Source organism: Acinetobacter sp. A47 (assembly GCF_000805455.1).
Lineage (GTDB): Bacteria > Pseudomonadota > Gammaproteobacteria > Pseudomonadales > Moraxellaceae > Acinetobacter.
In genome coordinates this window covers 159,675-174,027 of the sequence record NZ_JSUS01000071.1, presented here as the reverse complement: position 1 = coordinate 174,027, position 14,353 = coordinate 159,675, and the positions used below count along the sequence as shown (strand labels likewise).

General features: G+C 46.0%; 10 protein-coding genes, 2 tRNA genes and 2 rRNA genes. 6 read left to right on the top strand and 8 right to left on the bottom strand.

The features are described 5' to 3' along the window. Nucleotides 1-69: 69 nt before the first annotated feature. The 4 genes from OC23_RS16165 to OC23_RS19325 form a co-directional block, all read right to left on the bottom strand. A complete protein-coding gene (locus tag OC23_RS16165) occupies nucleotides 70-738 on the bottom strand; it encodes an LrgB family protein (RefSeq protein WP_038346008.1) in 669 nt (222 codons plus the stop codon). A gap of 11 nt (nucleotides 739-749) precedes the next feature. Next, nucleotides 750-1,112 (bottom strand): hypothetical protein, encoded by a 363-nt coding sequence (locus OC23_RS16160; RefSeq protein WP_038346007.1) that lies wholly within the window; start codon nucleotides 1,110-1,112, stop codon nucleotides 750-752. A gap of 41 nt (nucleotides 1,113-1,153) precedes the next feature. Then, a complete protein-coding gene (gene hflX / locus OC23_RS16155) occupies nucleotides 1,154-2,497 on the bottom strand; it encodes a ribosome rescue GTPase HflX (protein ID WP_038346006.1) in 1,344 nt (447 codons plus the stop codon). A gap of 74 nt (nucleotides 2,498-2,571) precedes the next feature. Beyond that, the gene (locus tag OC23_RS19325; RefSeq protein WP_171194818.1) at nucleotides 2,572-2,712 is read right to left on the bottom strand and encodes a hypothetical protein; all 141 of its coding nucleotides are present in this window, start codon (nucleotides 2,710-2,712) and stop codon (nucleotides 2,572-2,574) included. 190 nt (nucleotides 2,713-2,902) lie between these two features. On the opposite strand from OC23_RS19325, the gene OC23_RS16150 reads away from it, so the two are divergent. Continuing rightward, a complete protein-coding gene (locus OC23_RS16150) occupies nucleotides 2,903-3,733 on the top strand; it encodes a lysophospholipid acyltransferase family protein (protein ID WP_038346005.1) in 831 nt (276 codons plus the stop codon). Here the strand turns inward: OC23_RS16150 and OC23_RS16145 are convergent. Then, nucleotides 3,726-5,288 carry a phospholipase D family protein gene (locus OC23_RS16145; RefSeq protein ID WP_227505570.1) on the bottom strand — a complete coding sequence of 521 codons (1,563 nt, stop codon included), beginning with the start codon at nucleotides 5,286-5,288 and terminating at the stop codon, nucleotides 3,726-3,728. The two genes, OC23_RS16150 and OC23_RS16145, sit on opposite strands and share 8 nt — an antisense overlap. Nucleotides 5,289-5,457: 169 nt before the next feature. Between OC23_RS16145 and OC23_RS16140 the strand changes: the two genes are divergently transcribed. Further along, on the top strand, nucleotides 5,458-6,468 hold the full coding sequence (locus tag OC23_RS16140; RefSeq protein ID WP_038346003.1) for a metallophosphoesterase: 1,011 nt from the start codon (nucleotides 5,458-5,460) through the stop codon (nucleotides 6,466-6,468). A 44-nt stretch (nucleotides 6,469-6,512) separates the two neighbouring features. On the opposite strand, the gene OC23_RS16135 is transcribed toward OC23_RS16140, so the two are convergent. The 3 genes from OC23_RS16135 to OC23_RS16125 are packed head-to-tail and all read right to left on the bottom strand — an operon-like array spanning nucleotide 6,513 to nucleotide 8,703. Then, nucleotides 6,513-6,992 carry an OmpA family protein gene (locus tag OC23_RS16135; RefSeq protein ID WP_038346002.1) on the bottom strand — a complete coding sequence of 160 codons (480 nt, stop codon included), beginning with the start codon at nucleotides 6,990-6,992 and terminating at the stop codon, nucleotides 6,513-6,515. 8 nt (nucleotides 6,993-7,000) lie between these two features. After that, nucleotides 7,001-8,224 (bottom strand): diguanylate cyclase domain-containing protein, encoded by a 1,224-nt coding sequence (locus OC23_RS16130; protein WP_038346001.1) that lies wholly within the window; start codon nucleotides 8,222-8,224, stop codon nucleotides 7,001-7,003. 5 nt (nucleotides 8,225-8,229) lie between these two features. After that, nucleotides 8,230-8,703: a YfiR family protein gene (locus OC23_RS16125; protein WP_038346000.1), complete on the bottom strand. Its 474-nt coding sequence runs from the start codon at nucleotides 8,701-8,703 to the stop codon at nucleotides 8,230-8,232. Nucleotides 8,704-9,272: 569 nt separating this feature from the next. Between OC23_RS16125 and OC23_RS16120 the strand changes: the two genes are divergently transcribed. The 4 genes from OC23_RS16120 (at nucleotide 9,273) to OC23_RS16105 (ending at nucleotide 14,320) form a co-directional block, all read left to right on the top strand. After that, nucleotides 9,273-10,809: ribosomal RNA gene (locus OC23_RS16120) — 16S ribosomal RNA — on the top strand. A 59-nt stretch (nucleotides 10,810-10,868) separates the two neighbouring features. Then, nucleotides 10,869-10,945 (top strand) — tRNA-Ile (locus OC23_RS16115). Between the two features lie 54 nt (nucleotides 10,946-10,999). Continuing rightward, a tRNA-Ala gene (locus OC23_RS16110) sits at nucleotides 11,000-11,075 on the top strand. 353 nt (nucleotides 11,076-11,428) lie between these two features. Continuing rightward, nucleotides 11,429-14,320: ribosomal RNA gene (locus tag OC23_RS16105) — 23S ribosomal RNA — on the top strand. Together the 16S and 23S rRNA genes with 2 tRNA genes alongside form the textbook arrangement of a ribosomal RNA operon. Nucleotides 14,321-14,353 lie beyond the last annotated feature (33 nt).

Genomic DNA, 14,353 nt, shown 5'->3' with positions numbered 1-14,353 from the left:
TATTTAAGCTTTCATTATGAAGGATTTATGACAACCAGTTCAACCTTTAACTGATATTTGTGGCAAATTTTAAGATAAAGACAGGATAAAGGTCGGGAGCCAGATCGCGGTAAAGACGCCGTTGACTGCCATGCCAAATGCAGCATACCGGCCTGCAACCGGCCCACGTTGCCATGCCTGTGCGGTACCAATGGCATGAGCTGCCAGACCCAGTGCCAGGCCGGAAGCACGCTCATCATGGATGTGTTTTAAAATCCATGGCGAAAATGCAGCACCGATGACACCGGATAAAATGACAATTAATGTCACCAGCATGAGCGGGGCGTGCAACAAGGTAGCAATATTCAGCGCAATCGGAGTGGTGACGGCACGGGTAGCAAAGGCCAGAATGGTCGGCTCGGACATATGCAGTAAATACGCTAGCCCCATTGGTAAGGCAACGGCGCTAATACTGGCAAAACATAAAATCCCGAGCATTGACTTGATCGGTAAGTCATCATACCGCATGGCGGCCAACGGAATAGCTAGAGCCACGGTGACGTAGCCGAGCAAGTGGTTGAATATATTGTTCACATGATCCATATACTGCTGATACGGAATACCGAAAATGGCCAAGAATGCAATGACAATAAACATGCCAAAAACGATCAGGGGAACCTGTGGAAATTTCTGGTTCAGCGGTTTGGCGATAAGATAACTGATAAAGGTAATCATGAAGCCATAGATAACCATCGACATAAATCAGCTCCTTATAACCAGCGTTTTGCCATTTTGGCATAGGCCCATAATGGCAATAATGTACTGAACGTTAATATAAATAGAAAGGCAGGAATCTCTTTGCCCATGTGTACCAGCATGATTAAGGAACCTGCACAGATCGGTAAAAAGGCAAAAGCGCTTTCTTTCAAGATTTTATTATTGGTATCGATCAGACGGTTGGAAATTTTTTTAAAGCGTCTCCAAATCAACAGCGTGATTAACAGGCTGATCAGCCCGACTAGATTGCCTAGTTCGGGATGACCAAAGGCCTTGGTGATTGCAACAGCCCCTTCGCGATAGGCAATAATTAACAGAATCGTGCCAAACCAAGCTGTCCAATCAATATTCTTCATTTTGTTTTACTCTCGCTGATCTAAACGATGACTGATCGTAATTATTGTGAGGGATGATCGATCTCAAATTCTTCCAAAGGTCGCTGGAATAAGGAAGCTTTTTTTCCAACTATTTCGTCTAATGGTAAATGGGCCTGTTTAATGAGTTGTTCCAGTTTATGCGGGGCAATCCGTACGGTTAAATGCAGATCACCCTGATCATCATAATGTTCAGACTGGATTACATTCAGGGTATATAGCTGGGTACGCAGTTTCCCATAAGCTGGTTTTAACACTAAATCAAACTGTTGTAACTGGCCCAACAGACATTGCTGGACAGCCTGACTGAGCAGTTCCAGTCCCTGCCCGGAATGTGCCGAGACATAAACACGGTCTGGAAGATCGGCTGTTTTATAAATAATTTTGGCCGCATCGCCGCTCAGGTCGATTTTATTGTAAACATGCAAAATCGGTGCATCGGCTCCGATTTCTTTTAAGACAGATTCAACCGCTTCGATCTGCTCCGGCATATTCGGACTGCTGCTATCAATTACATGCAGGAGTAAGGTGGCTTCTAAGGTTTCTTCGAGGGTGGCTTTAAAGGATTCAACCAGATCGTGTTGCAGGTTTCTGACAAAGCCGACGGTATCTGCCAGAACGACCGTACCAATGCCATCCCAGTCGAGGCGGCGCAAGGTCGGATCAAGCGTGGCAAATAGCTGATCTGCGGCATAGACATCACTTTTTGCCAGCAGATTAAATAAGGTTGATTTGCCGGCATTGGTATAACCGACCAGCGAAATGGTCGGGATAGCGGCTTTTTGGCGGGCAGCTCGACCTTGCAAACGGGTTTGTTGCACTTTCACCAGTTTGTCTTTGAGCTGGGTAATCCGCACCCGAATTAAACGGCGGTCGGTTTCAAGTTGTGATTCACCGGGGCCACGCAGGCCGATTCCGCCTTTTTGCTGTTCCAGATTGCCGGTAAAGCCACGGATCAGGCGAGTGGATAAATGCTTGAGCTGAGCCAGTTCAACCTGTAACTTGCCTTCATGGGTACGCGCGCGTAAGGCGAAAATATCCAGAATCAGACCGGTGCGGTCAATCACCCGGCATTTCAAGATGCGTTCCAGGTTACGTTCCTGGGCAGGTGAAAGCGAGTGGTCAAAGATGACCAGTTCTGCGTCATGCGCTGCGACCAGTGCCGCAATTTCATCGACTTTTCCCGAGCCAATGAAAAATTTGGGATCGGGCTTGTTACGTTGCACCGAAAGATGTTCAAGGATTTCAGCACCAGCGGATTGAGCGAGCAACCGGAACTCTTCAGCATCAAGATCATCTAGCAACTGGACAGATACGCTGACTAAAATTGCCCGTTCACCACTTTGACGCTGCTCAAAATTTTCCACGCGTGTATGAGATCCTTATTGTTAAAGTCTTATTCTAGAATAAACTTAAAGCAAAGGGCAAAGGCTTACTCGATTTATATGACATTACGACGTATCAGCTCAATAAATCCGACCAGTGTGCCCAGATATAAAATTGCCCAGCCAAGGAACATCCTTAAGGCATAACCATAAGGAACAGTCGTTTGAGGTGTTGAAGTTGTGCTTTGCTGATTCATCACTTCACCTTTTAATCAATAAATTCGATTTATTTATAATATTTGATCTAATAAACCATTTAAAATTGAAAAAAATTATGCCCACATTCGTTTTTTATGATGCAGGCAACTTTTATAAGTCGATATCGGCATGATATAACTGGATGAATTCAATGCACATGTGCATCTATGCGTACGGTTTTAATGATTTATGACTCAAGAAATAACTTCGGTAAATAACCCTCCATTAAATTTAATTTCTAAATTGAGTTTGTATAGTAAAAAATTAGCCTCAGGCCTGGAAACAATAGGCGAAGGTTTTTATCTGATTTATCGTCACGGCTTGTATAAAGATCCGAATAACCCCGTAAATACGCGTTATGTACAGTATTTCTGTCGCCGCTTATGCGAAGTGTTCAACATTGAGGTTGAAGTGCACGGTGCCATACCGCGGGAACCGGCCCTGTGGGTGAGTAATCATATTTCCTGGCTGGATGTCGCAGTGCTTGGGTCGGGTGCCCGAGTGTTCTTCTTGGCCAAAGCGGAAGTTGAAAAATGGCCGATTCTGGGAAAACTGGCAAAAGGCGGCGGGACTTTATTTATCAAACGTGGCTCGGGTGACTCGCTTCGCATCCGCGAGCAGATTACCGGATTTCTAAAACAGGATATTCCGGTCTTATTCTTTCCTGAAGCCACAACAACCGACGGCCGTAAAGTCAAGAAAGTACACGGGCGCCTGCTGGGGGCAGCCATTGAGGCACAGCGGCCAGTACAGGTCTGTGTCATTTGTTATGTCAATCAACAGGGTGAATTAGATCTGGTTGCGCCGTTTATTGGCGAGATGACTTTTGCAGAACATGTACAGCGTGTGCTGGAAATGCCTAAAGTGACCGCACACTTGATGACTTTACCGGCGATTCCTGTTACGGGGCATACTGTCGATAGTCTGACCAGAGAGGTCGACCGTCAGATGCGTGCCGGTCTGGCCGAGTTACAGCGTAAGGTTCTAAGCGTTTTGCCTGAAGCTGCCGAGTCTACATAAAACCTTCAATGGGCAGCCATGAGATGATTTTAATCCCTGCCTTTTGCCACCATTTCATTTTTGGTTCCTTGGTATAAATCAGGGGACCTTGCGGCGTTTCTCTCTGCCAGGTCATATTCTTGTTGGCATCCAGGACCAGACGGTAGGCATAAGTCCGCAGGTTATGGTCCATGGTGGTATGAATGGCTTGTGCCAAAGGCGGACTGTCCAGTAAAACGCCAATTTCCGTATTTAAATAAGCTGAGCGCGGATCGAAGTTAAATGAGCCAATAAAGACCTGTTTTTCATCCAGAGCCATGAGCTTGGCATGCAGGCTTGAGCGGCTTAAGCCCTTGATATTGACCTTGGCCTTTTTCGCTAATTCTTCGGTATGCTTATCCAGGTCATTTTTATCCAGCGCTGGTAAGAACTCATACAGTTGTACGCCGTTTTCGAGCAGTTCCTGACGGTATTTTCCATAAAAGGCATGTACAACTGCTACGTCATTGGCTTTAAACGAGTTGGTCAATACCCGAACCTTGACCCCTTGTTGGGCCAGGTCAGACAGGATTTTTGCCCCTTTTTTTTCGGGTACAAAGTAAGCTGAAATCAGGTCGATATTCTTTTCAGGCTGTTCCAGATGGTTGATCAGCTGAAAATTCAGGTGTTCTTCTTTTTTGGCTTTGGCCTTAATTTTATCAGGGGAATCTTTGACCACCTCGGCTTTGACCCATTCCAGCGAAATGTCCCGGTTCATGAGGGAGTCAATCGCCTGGGAACGGCTGGTCAGATCGACATAATTCTGTACCGTGATGCGCTTGTAGTGTTCATCCAGTTGCTGTTTCAAGCTTTCATAACTAAGCCGGTGTGATTTCGGTTTTACGATTTCCCTGACATCGTAGGCATATTCGTGATTCCAGTAATCATCAAAAGATTTTGAAATATCATTGACGGCTGTGCCGAACAGCATCACGTCAACATCAGAAAACTGATAATTATCACTGACATTATAATACTGGTTGGTCATATTGCGACCGCCAATCAGGGCCACCTGATGATCGGCAATAAAGCTCTTGTTATGCATCCGGCGGTTAATGCGTTTCAGGTCAAGCACCATGTCCAGTGCCCGGTATTTGCGGAACCGGTACGGGTTAAATAATTTAATTTCTATATTGGGATGCTGGGCCAGTGCCAGAAAAATACCTTCAGTCTTTTTGGCATTATTATCATCAATCAGTAATCTGACTTTTACCCCACGATCGGCGGCACGAATTAAAGCGTGGAGTGCCAAAGCCCCAACCTTGTCGTTATCCCAGATATAGTATTGTAAATCGAGTGTTTTCTCTGCCTTGTCAATTAAACGCAGGCGAGCTGCCAGGGCTTCTAGGGGTTCATATAACACATGATAGCCGGTCAGGTCTGGATGCTGCTCCTGTAAGGGGCGGATCACCTGGGCCAACGAGGTCTGATCAGTATCAATCTGGTTGGCAGTCTGGAGAACCGGTTTGATCGTATGCTTGGGTAGCGTACTGCAACCGGTCACGGTTAGCGCAATGGTGCAATAAATCGCAAGCATATTTTTATTGTAAGCGGTTGTACTTATCTTTGTATGTTTGCCATTTAAATGAGAAAATTGCGTCATAATCGTTACTGATTAAAAGTTGGGCTCGAGTATACCATTTCATCGAAAAAGATAAATATAAGATGAGATGTATGTCCCTAAAGTGAAGCGAATGAGGGCTGTAATGTCGAATTCAGATACCATTATTATTGGTTTTTATCTTATTTTTACTGTTTTGGCATTATGGGCATTGATTCAGGCCTGGGTTCACCAGGCTCGCACAGAAACCATTCATCCTTTTAAGGCCTTTGTGCATCTGCTGGCTTTTTATCTTTCCTATCTGCTGCTCCCGCTTTGGTTGTTCAGCCTGTATGCAGGATGGTGCGGTTATTACAGCCTGCATCAGGCCATTTTTGTCTTTTTATTAAGTAGTGTGCTGGTCTACGCACGCTTTATTGAACCGCATCAGATTCATGTCAGACATCATCAATACCGTCTCAATGCAAAGCGTGAGTTTGCCCAGCCGGTCAAGGTTGCACTGGTGGCAGATATGCATGTGGGGCTTTTTTCAGGACATGAACGTCAATTAAAGACCATTGTAAAAAAACTCAATCAGGAAAAACCTGATCTGGTGGTCGTGGCCGGGGACTGGACCTATGAACCGGAAAACCGTCTGGTAGATGAGCTGGAAGTACTCAAGCACATTCAGGCACCGGTCTATTCCGTGCCGGGAAATCACGACGAGCAATATCCCGGTCCCCCAATTCAGGCCCTGTTAAGTCAAGCCTTAGAGCAGAATAATGTAATTGATATTGAAGGCAAGATTGTTGATTTTGATGAGTTCCGTCTCATTGGTATCGGCGACTTGTGGGCAGGCAAGGCGAATATGCGCTTTATGCCGGACTTGCCACAAGACAAGCCCTGGCTGATTTTGTCACATAATCCGGACACGGTGGATATGGTGCCACAATTGCCTTCACGTCCGCTAATGTTGTCGGGACATACGCATGGTGGCCAGATCGAACTACCGTGGATTACCAATTATATTATGAAGCGGGTGTCTATTTTAGGACATAAAAAAGGCTTTTATACGCATGAGCATGCAGATGTATTTGTGACGGTAGGAACCGGCATGGTCGGTGTACCTTTTCGTTTCAGGGTGCCTCCGACGATTGATATTATTGAACTGATTTAGAAAAAGCCGACTTAAATAAAGTCGGCTTTTTGTTGCGGGCAGGTTTAAGGAATAATGATGATATTGACCCGGCGGTTGCTGGCACGATTTTCATCGGTAGTATTCGGCACAAAAGGCTGATTTGAACCACGGCCAATTACGGTTAAGTTATTCGGTTTAAAACCCTGATTGATGAAAATAGATGAAACGCTTTGAGCACGTTCTTCAGATAGTTTCTGGTTGTATTCAGGATTACCGATATTGTCGGTATGGCCTACAATTTTTAATTTTTGCAGCTCATATTTATTGAGCTGGGTTGCAAGGCGTACAATCTCTTGTTGATGCTCCGGCTTGATATCAACTTTATTAAAATCAAACAAGAGACGCTCTGGCAAGCCAAGGCTCCAGCCTTCATCAGTTAAAACGAAGCCTTCTTTTTTTAACATTTTGACCTGACGATATTTCAATGGGCCAAAACTTAAACATCCAGCCAATGTTAGGCAGAGTAACGCAATAAATGAAATTTTAATGGTGTGAGCGCGCATAACATGTCCTAAATTTCCGGTTTATAAAGAAACCAATGTGGATTTAAACTTTTAGCTTTATACATGGCTTGATCGGCTTGCATAATCAAATCTTCCGGATTTTCGGCAAATTGTGAAAAGGCGATTCCTAAGCTAAAACCAAAATGAATTATTTCACCGTTGAAATCTAAAGGTTCCTTGCAACTGGCCAGTAAACCTTCAGCAATGGTCTGTAAATGATCCGCATGGTGAATCGAGTGCAGGATAATCGCAAACTCATCTCCACCTAAACGGGCAATAAAATCTTCATGACGGACAGAAAGCTTTAAACGCTCTGCCATTTCTTTCAAAACTGCATCACCAGCCAAATGTCCGTACTCATCATTAATCATTTTAAACTTGTTGTTATCAATAAATAATAAGGCCGAATTATGACGATATTGCGGGTTCTCGAAAATCTCGAATAATTCCTGATAAAAGTAATGACGATTTGGCAGGCTGGTCAACTGGTCATGATGTGCCTGAAATGAAAGCTGGCGATTTTCTTTTTGTAGATGCGTATGCCAGATCTGGATTTCCTCCAGCAGCTCATTAAAGACCGTATTTAAATTCTGGAATTCCTTGATATGGTTGTTGGGAAAACGCAGGTTATAGGCTTTCTGGTCACTGACCAGTTGCGCAATATGGGTTAATGGTTTAATCGCCTGCATGATTTGACGATAAGTAATATTCACCGACCATAACAATGCAATCACAATAAAGAACATTGAAATAGCCAAACCGATAATAATGGTTTTCAAGAAATGTAAGATATTTTCTGAACTGCCATATAACACCAGCTCGCCAACTTTTTTCTTGTGATGCACAATCATCAGCTTGACCGGATCGTGTAAAAACCAGCGATCCATCAAATCCTGCATCATTGAGGTATGTGCAATTTTCTTGGTACTTTGTGCCAGTAACTGGTGCTGGGGATCATAAACATGAATGGTCCGGATCGCATGTTCGCGGGTGTAATCATCCAGAATCTGGTCAATTGCACCGCGATCTCTGAACACGACCGCAGGCTGAATACGCTCAAGTACGGTCTGGCTCAAAAGTTGCAGGTTCTGCTTGGCATAGGTTTCCATGGTAAACATGGAAATGGTGGCAAACGTAAAGGAGCAGATCACAAAGGTAATGGCAAAAATTGCAAACTGTGATTTACGGAATAAGGCATGTAAAGAAGTGGACTGATATAAATTGGAAAACATCTGCTTTACTCCGCATTCTTGGCCAGGAGCAGAACTCTTGGATCAATATGAACTTTGGAATAACTCAGGGCTTCCAGATTTACCTTAAAGGTAGAAAAGGTTTTTCTATTATATAAACAGAAAATACTGCCCACTTCGCACGCCGGATTATTGGTACTCACCGAAAGCAGGGAACGAGACGGATAAGCCTGAATCAGGTTTTGCTGTTGCTGCGGAGATGTTGTAGTGAAATAGACAACATGACAGGCGGTCTTGGGAAAATCTTTTGCGCTGACCGCCTGCACCTGATAATCGTAAGCCAATTGCCGAATATTGGACTGAAACTGGTTGGCTGCTTCTGTATTGTCAATGACGCAGATCGAAGGCCGGTTTGTATTCGACCATTTACTATAGCTTAATATCGATAATGCCAGCTCATAGAAATTGTGGCTCGAAATGGCATAGCAAAGCGGGCTCACAACAAACAGGGCTGTAAGCAATAGAGTTCGAGCCTTTATATTCAAAAACCGTATTTTCAATCAGAAGTGCCAGAAAGTGTGAAGCAAGAGACACATTCTACTTAAGTTGATTGTTTAAAAAAAGTTCTTAATTATGCTGAAAAGGCATTAAAAGTAACTAATCAGTTCAAAAAACATGCGCTTGATAAAATAATTTAAATAAATTTGCAGAAAGCGGTTGCAACCGATCTGAAATGCTGTAGAATGCACATCCATCGGCGGTGATGCAGATAAAAACTTGTTGAGAAACAAGGATTTGGCTAAAATGGTTAGATTTTTGAGTGGTTGATAAGTTTGAATAAATATCTAGATTACCTGTTGACTTTTAAGAAATTGAGAGTAATATAGCCGACCTAGCTTGATGGTGACGAATCATCGAGAAGATCATTAAGAGAATAGAAGAACAACTTGTGTGGATTTTTACCGGTTGATCGATCGAATATATTTCATTGATTAATTGGTTTAAATTTCTCGAAGTTTATTTGAGCGAATATAAGTCAGTAATTGATGAGCCAGATTTAGAACCTTAGATTAAAGGTTCAAAATGATTTTAACTGAAGAGTTTGATCATGGCTCAGATTGAACGCTGGCGGCAGGCTTAACACATGCAAGTCGAGCGGGGGAAAGTACTTCGGTACCGGACCTAGCGGCGGACGGGTGAGTAATGCTTAGGAATCTGCCATTTAGTGGGGGACAACATTCCGAAAGGAATGCTAATACCGCATACGTCCTACGGGAGAAAGCAGGGGATCTTCGGACCTTGCGCTAAATGATGAGCCTAAGTCGGATTAGCTAGTTGGTGGGGTAAAGGCCTACCAAGGCGACGATCTGTAGCGGGTCTGAGAGGATGATCCGCCACACTGGGACTGAGACACGGCCCAGACTCCTACGGGAGGCAGCAGTGGGGAATATTGGACAATGGGCGGAAGCCTGATCCAGCCATGCCGCGTGTGTGAAGAAGGCCTTATGGTTGTAAAGCACTTTAAGCGAGGAGGAGGCTCTTCTGGTTAATACCCAGGATGAGTGGACGTTACTCGCAGAATAAGCACCGGCTAACTCTGTGCCAGCAGCCGCGGTAATACAGAGGGTGCGAGCGTTAATCGGATTTACTGGGCGTAAAGCGTGCGTAGGCGGCTTTTTAAGTCGGATGTGAAATCCCCGAGCTTAACTTGGGAATTGCATTCGATACTGGGAAGCTAGAGTATGGGAGAGGATGGTAGAATTCCAGGTGTAGCGGTGAAATGCGTAGAGATCTGGAGGAATACCGATGGCGAAGGCAGCCATCTGGCCTAATACTGACGCTGAGGTACGAAAGCATGGGGAGCAAACAGGATTAGATACCCTGGTAGTCCATGCCGTAAACGATGTCTACTAGCCGTTGGGGCCTTTGAGGCTTTAGTGGCGCAGCTAACGCGATAAGTAGACCGCCTGGGGAGTACGGTCGCAAGACTAAAACTCAAATGAATTGACGGGGGCCCGCACAAGCGGTGGAGCATGTGGTTTAATTCGATGCAACGCGAAGAACCTTACCTGGCCTTGACATACTAGAAACTTTCCAGAGATGGATTGGTGCCTTCGGGAATCTAGATACAGGTGCTGCATGGCTGTCGTCAGCTCGTGTCGTGAGATGTTGGGTTAAGTCCCGCAACGAGCGCAACCCTTTTCCTTACTTGCCAGCATTTCGGATGGGAACTTTAAGGATACTGCCAGTGACAAACTGGAGGAAGGCGGGGACGACGTCAAGTCATCATGGCCCTTACGGCCAGGGCTACACACGTGCTACAATGGTCGGTACAAAGGGTTGCTACCTAGCGATAGGATGCTAATCTCAAAAAGCCGATCGTAGTCCGGATTGGAGTCTGCAACTCGACTCCATGAAGTCGGAATCGCTAGTAATCGCGGATCAGAATGCCGCGGTGAATACGTTCCCGGGCCTTGTACACACCGCCCGTCACACCATGGGAGTTTGTTGCACCAGAAGTAGCTAGCCTAACTGCAAAGAGGGCGGTTACCACGGTGTGGCCGATGACTGGGGTGAAGTCGTAACAAGGTAGCCGTAGGGGAACCTGCGGCTGGATCACCTCCTTAACGAAAGATTGGTGACCGGTAAGAATCCACAACAAGTTGTTCTTCGAAGATGTATCTGAGGGTCTGTAGCTCAGTTGGTTAGAGCACACGCTTGATAAGCGTGGGGTCACAAGTTCAAGTCTTGTCAGACCCACCAAATCTGATAGCTGAAGCTGAGATTGAGATATATCGTTCATGATGATTGTAAGCTGGGGACTTAGCTTAGTTGGTAGAGCGCCTGCTTTGCACGCAGGAGGTCAGGAGTTCGACTCTCCTAGTCTCCACCATGAATTACTAAGTAATTCTGAGCTAAAATAGATTATAGAGTTTAGTGAATACGGTCCAAGTTGACTGGTTTATTAATCTCTGTGATTTATCACAGTTTACTACGCACCGACGAGGTGGTAGTTAATCATTAACAGATTAGTAGAATTGAGTCTGAAATAAATTGTTCACTCATTCTTTGATTTAAACGTTTCGATGTTTAAGTTGAATGAAATGAGAACTAGCAAAAACACTGAATCAAGCGTTTTGGTATATGAATTTAGATTGAAGCTGTACGGTGCTTAAGTGCACAATGCGTCAAACTGTAATGTTGGTAATACTACTTGTAGGTATTAACGACTGTTTGGGGTTGTATAGTCAAGTAATTAAGTGCATGTGGTGGATGCCTTGGCAGTCAGAGGCGATGAAAGACGTGATAGCCTGCGAAAAGCTCCGGGGAGGCGGCAAATATCCTTTGATCCGGAGATTTCTGAATGGGGGAACCCACCTACTATAAGGTAGGTATCAATAACTGAATACATAGGTTGTTGAAGCGAACGAGGGGAAGTGAAACATCTCAGTACCCTTAGGAAAAGAAATCAATTGAGATTCCCTTAGTAGCGGCGAGCGAACGGGGAGTAGCCCATTAAGTTGTGTGTGTTCTAGTGGAACGCTCTGGGAAGTGCGAACGTAGAGGGTGATATTCCCGTACACGAAAGGGCACACATAATGATGACGAGTAGGGCGAGGCACGTGAAACCTTGTCTGAATATGGGGGGACCATCCTCCAAGGCTAAATACTCCTGACTGACCGATAGTGAACCAGTACCGTGAGGGAAAGGCGAAAAGAACCCCTGTGAGGGGAGTGAAATAGATCCTGAAACCGCATGCATACAAGCAGTGGGAGCACCTTCGTGGTGTGACTGCGTACCTTTTGTATAATGGGTCAGCGACTTACATTCAGTAGCAAGGTTAACCGCATAGGGGAGCCGTAGAGAAATCGAGTCTTAATAGGGCGTTTAGTTGCTGGGTGTAGACCCGAAACCAGGCGATCTATCCATGAGCAGGTTGAAGGTTGGGTAACACTAACTGGAGGACCGAACCCACTGTCGTTGAAAAGCCAGGGGATGACTTGTGGATAGGGGTGAAAGGCTAATCAAGCCTGGTGATAGCTGGTTCTCCCCGAAAGCTATTTAGGTAGCGCCTCGGACGAATACCATTGGGGGTAGAGCACTGTTTCGGCTAGGGGGTCATCCCGACTTACCAAACCGATGCAAACTCCGAATACCAATGAGTACTATCCGGGAGACAGACTGCGGGTGCTAACGTCCGTAGTCAAGAGGAAAACAATCCAGACCGCCAGCTAAGGCCCCAAAATCATAGTTAAGTGGGAAACGATGTGGGAAGGCATAGACAGCTAGGAGGTTGGCTTAGAAGCAGCCACCCTTTAAAGAAAGCGTAATAGCTCACTAGTCGAGTCGGCCTGCGCGGAAGATGTAACGGGGCTAAAACTATGTGCCGAAGCTGCGGATGTATACTTTGTATACGTGGTAGGGGAGCGTTCTGTAAGCCGATGAAGGTGTGTTGAGAAGCATGCTGGAGGTATCAGAAGTGCGAATGCTGACGTGAGTAACGACAAAACGGGTGAAAAACCCGTTCGCTGAAAGACCAAGGGTTCCAGTCCAACGTTAATCGGGGCTGGGTGAGTCGACCCCTAAGGCGAGGCCGAGAGGCGTAGTCGATGGGAAATTGGTTAATATTCCAATACTTCTGTGTAATGCGATGAGAGGACGGAGAAGGTTAAGTCAGCCTGGCGTTGGTTGTCCAGGTGGAAGACAGTAGGCATGCATCTTAGGCAAATCCGGGGTGCTCTATGCTGAGAGTTGATAGCAAGCTGTACTTGTACAGTGAAGTGGCTGATACCATGCTTCCAGGAAAAGTCTCTAAGCTTCAGTTACACAGGAATCGTACCCGAAACCGACACAGGTGGTCAGGTCGAGTAGACCAAAGCGCTTGAGAGAACTCTGCTGAAGGAACTAGGCAAAATGGTACCGTAACTTCGGGAGAAGGTACGCTGCTGACGGTGATGGGACTTGCTCCCTGAGCTATTGGCAGCCACAGAAACCAGGCCGCTGCAACTGTTTATTAAAAACATAGCACTCTGCAAACACGAAAGTGGACGTATAGGGTGTGATGCCTGCCCGGTGCTGGAAGGTTAATTGATGGGGTTAGCGTAAGCGAAGCTCTTGATCGAAGCCCCAGTAAACGGCGGCCGTAACTATAACGGTCCTAAGGTAGCGAAATTCCTTGTCGGGTAAGTTCCGACCTGCACGAATGGCATAATGATGGCGGCGCTGTCTCCAGCAGAGGCTCAGTGAAATCGAAATCGCTGTGAAGATGCAGTGTACCCGCGGCTAGACGGAAAGACCCCGTGAACCTTTACTGCAGCTTGACATTGAACTTTGACCTTACTTGTGTAGGATAGGTGGGAGGCTTTGAAGTTGGAACGCTAGTTCCAATGGAGCCGTCCTTGAAATACCACCCTGGTAATGTTGAGGTTCTAACTCTGTCCCGTAATCCGGGACGAGGACCATGTCTGGTGGGTAGTTTGACTGGGGCGGTCTCCTCCTAAAGAGTAACGGAGGAGTACGAAGGTGCGCTCAGCGTGGTCGGAAATCACGCGTAGAGTATAAAGGCAAAAGCGCGCTTAACTGCGAGACCCACAAGTCGAGCAGGTACGAAAGTAGGTCTTAGTGATCCGGTGGTTCTGTATGGAAGGGCCATCGCTCAACGGATAAAAGGTACTCTGGGGATAACAGGCTGATACCGCCCAAGAGTTCATATCGACGGCGGTGTTTGGCACCTCGATGTCGGCTCATCTCATCCTGGGGCTGAAGCAGGTCCCAAGGGTATGGCTGTTCGCCATTTAAAGAGGTACGCGAGCTGGGTTTAGAACGTCGTGAGACAGTTCGGTCCCTATCTACCGTGGGCGCTGGAAATTTGAGAGGATCTGCTCCTAGTACGAGAGGACCAGAGTGGACGAACCTCTGGTGTACCGGTTGTGACGCCAGTCGCATCGCCGGGTAGCTATGTTCGGAAGGGATAACCGCTGAAAGCATCTAAGCGGGAAGCCTACCTCAAGATAAGATTTCCCCAGGAATTTATTCCTCTAAAGAGCCGTTCGAGACTAGGACGTTGATAGGTTGGGTGTGGAAGCACGGTGACGTGTGAAGCTGACCAATACTAATTGCTCGTGAGGCTTGACTATACAACACCCAAACAGTTGTTGTATGCAAGATAA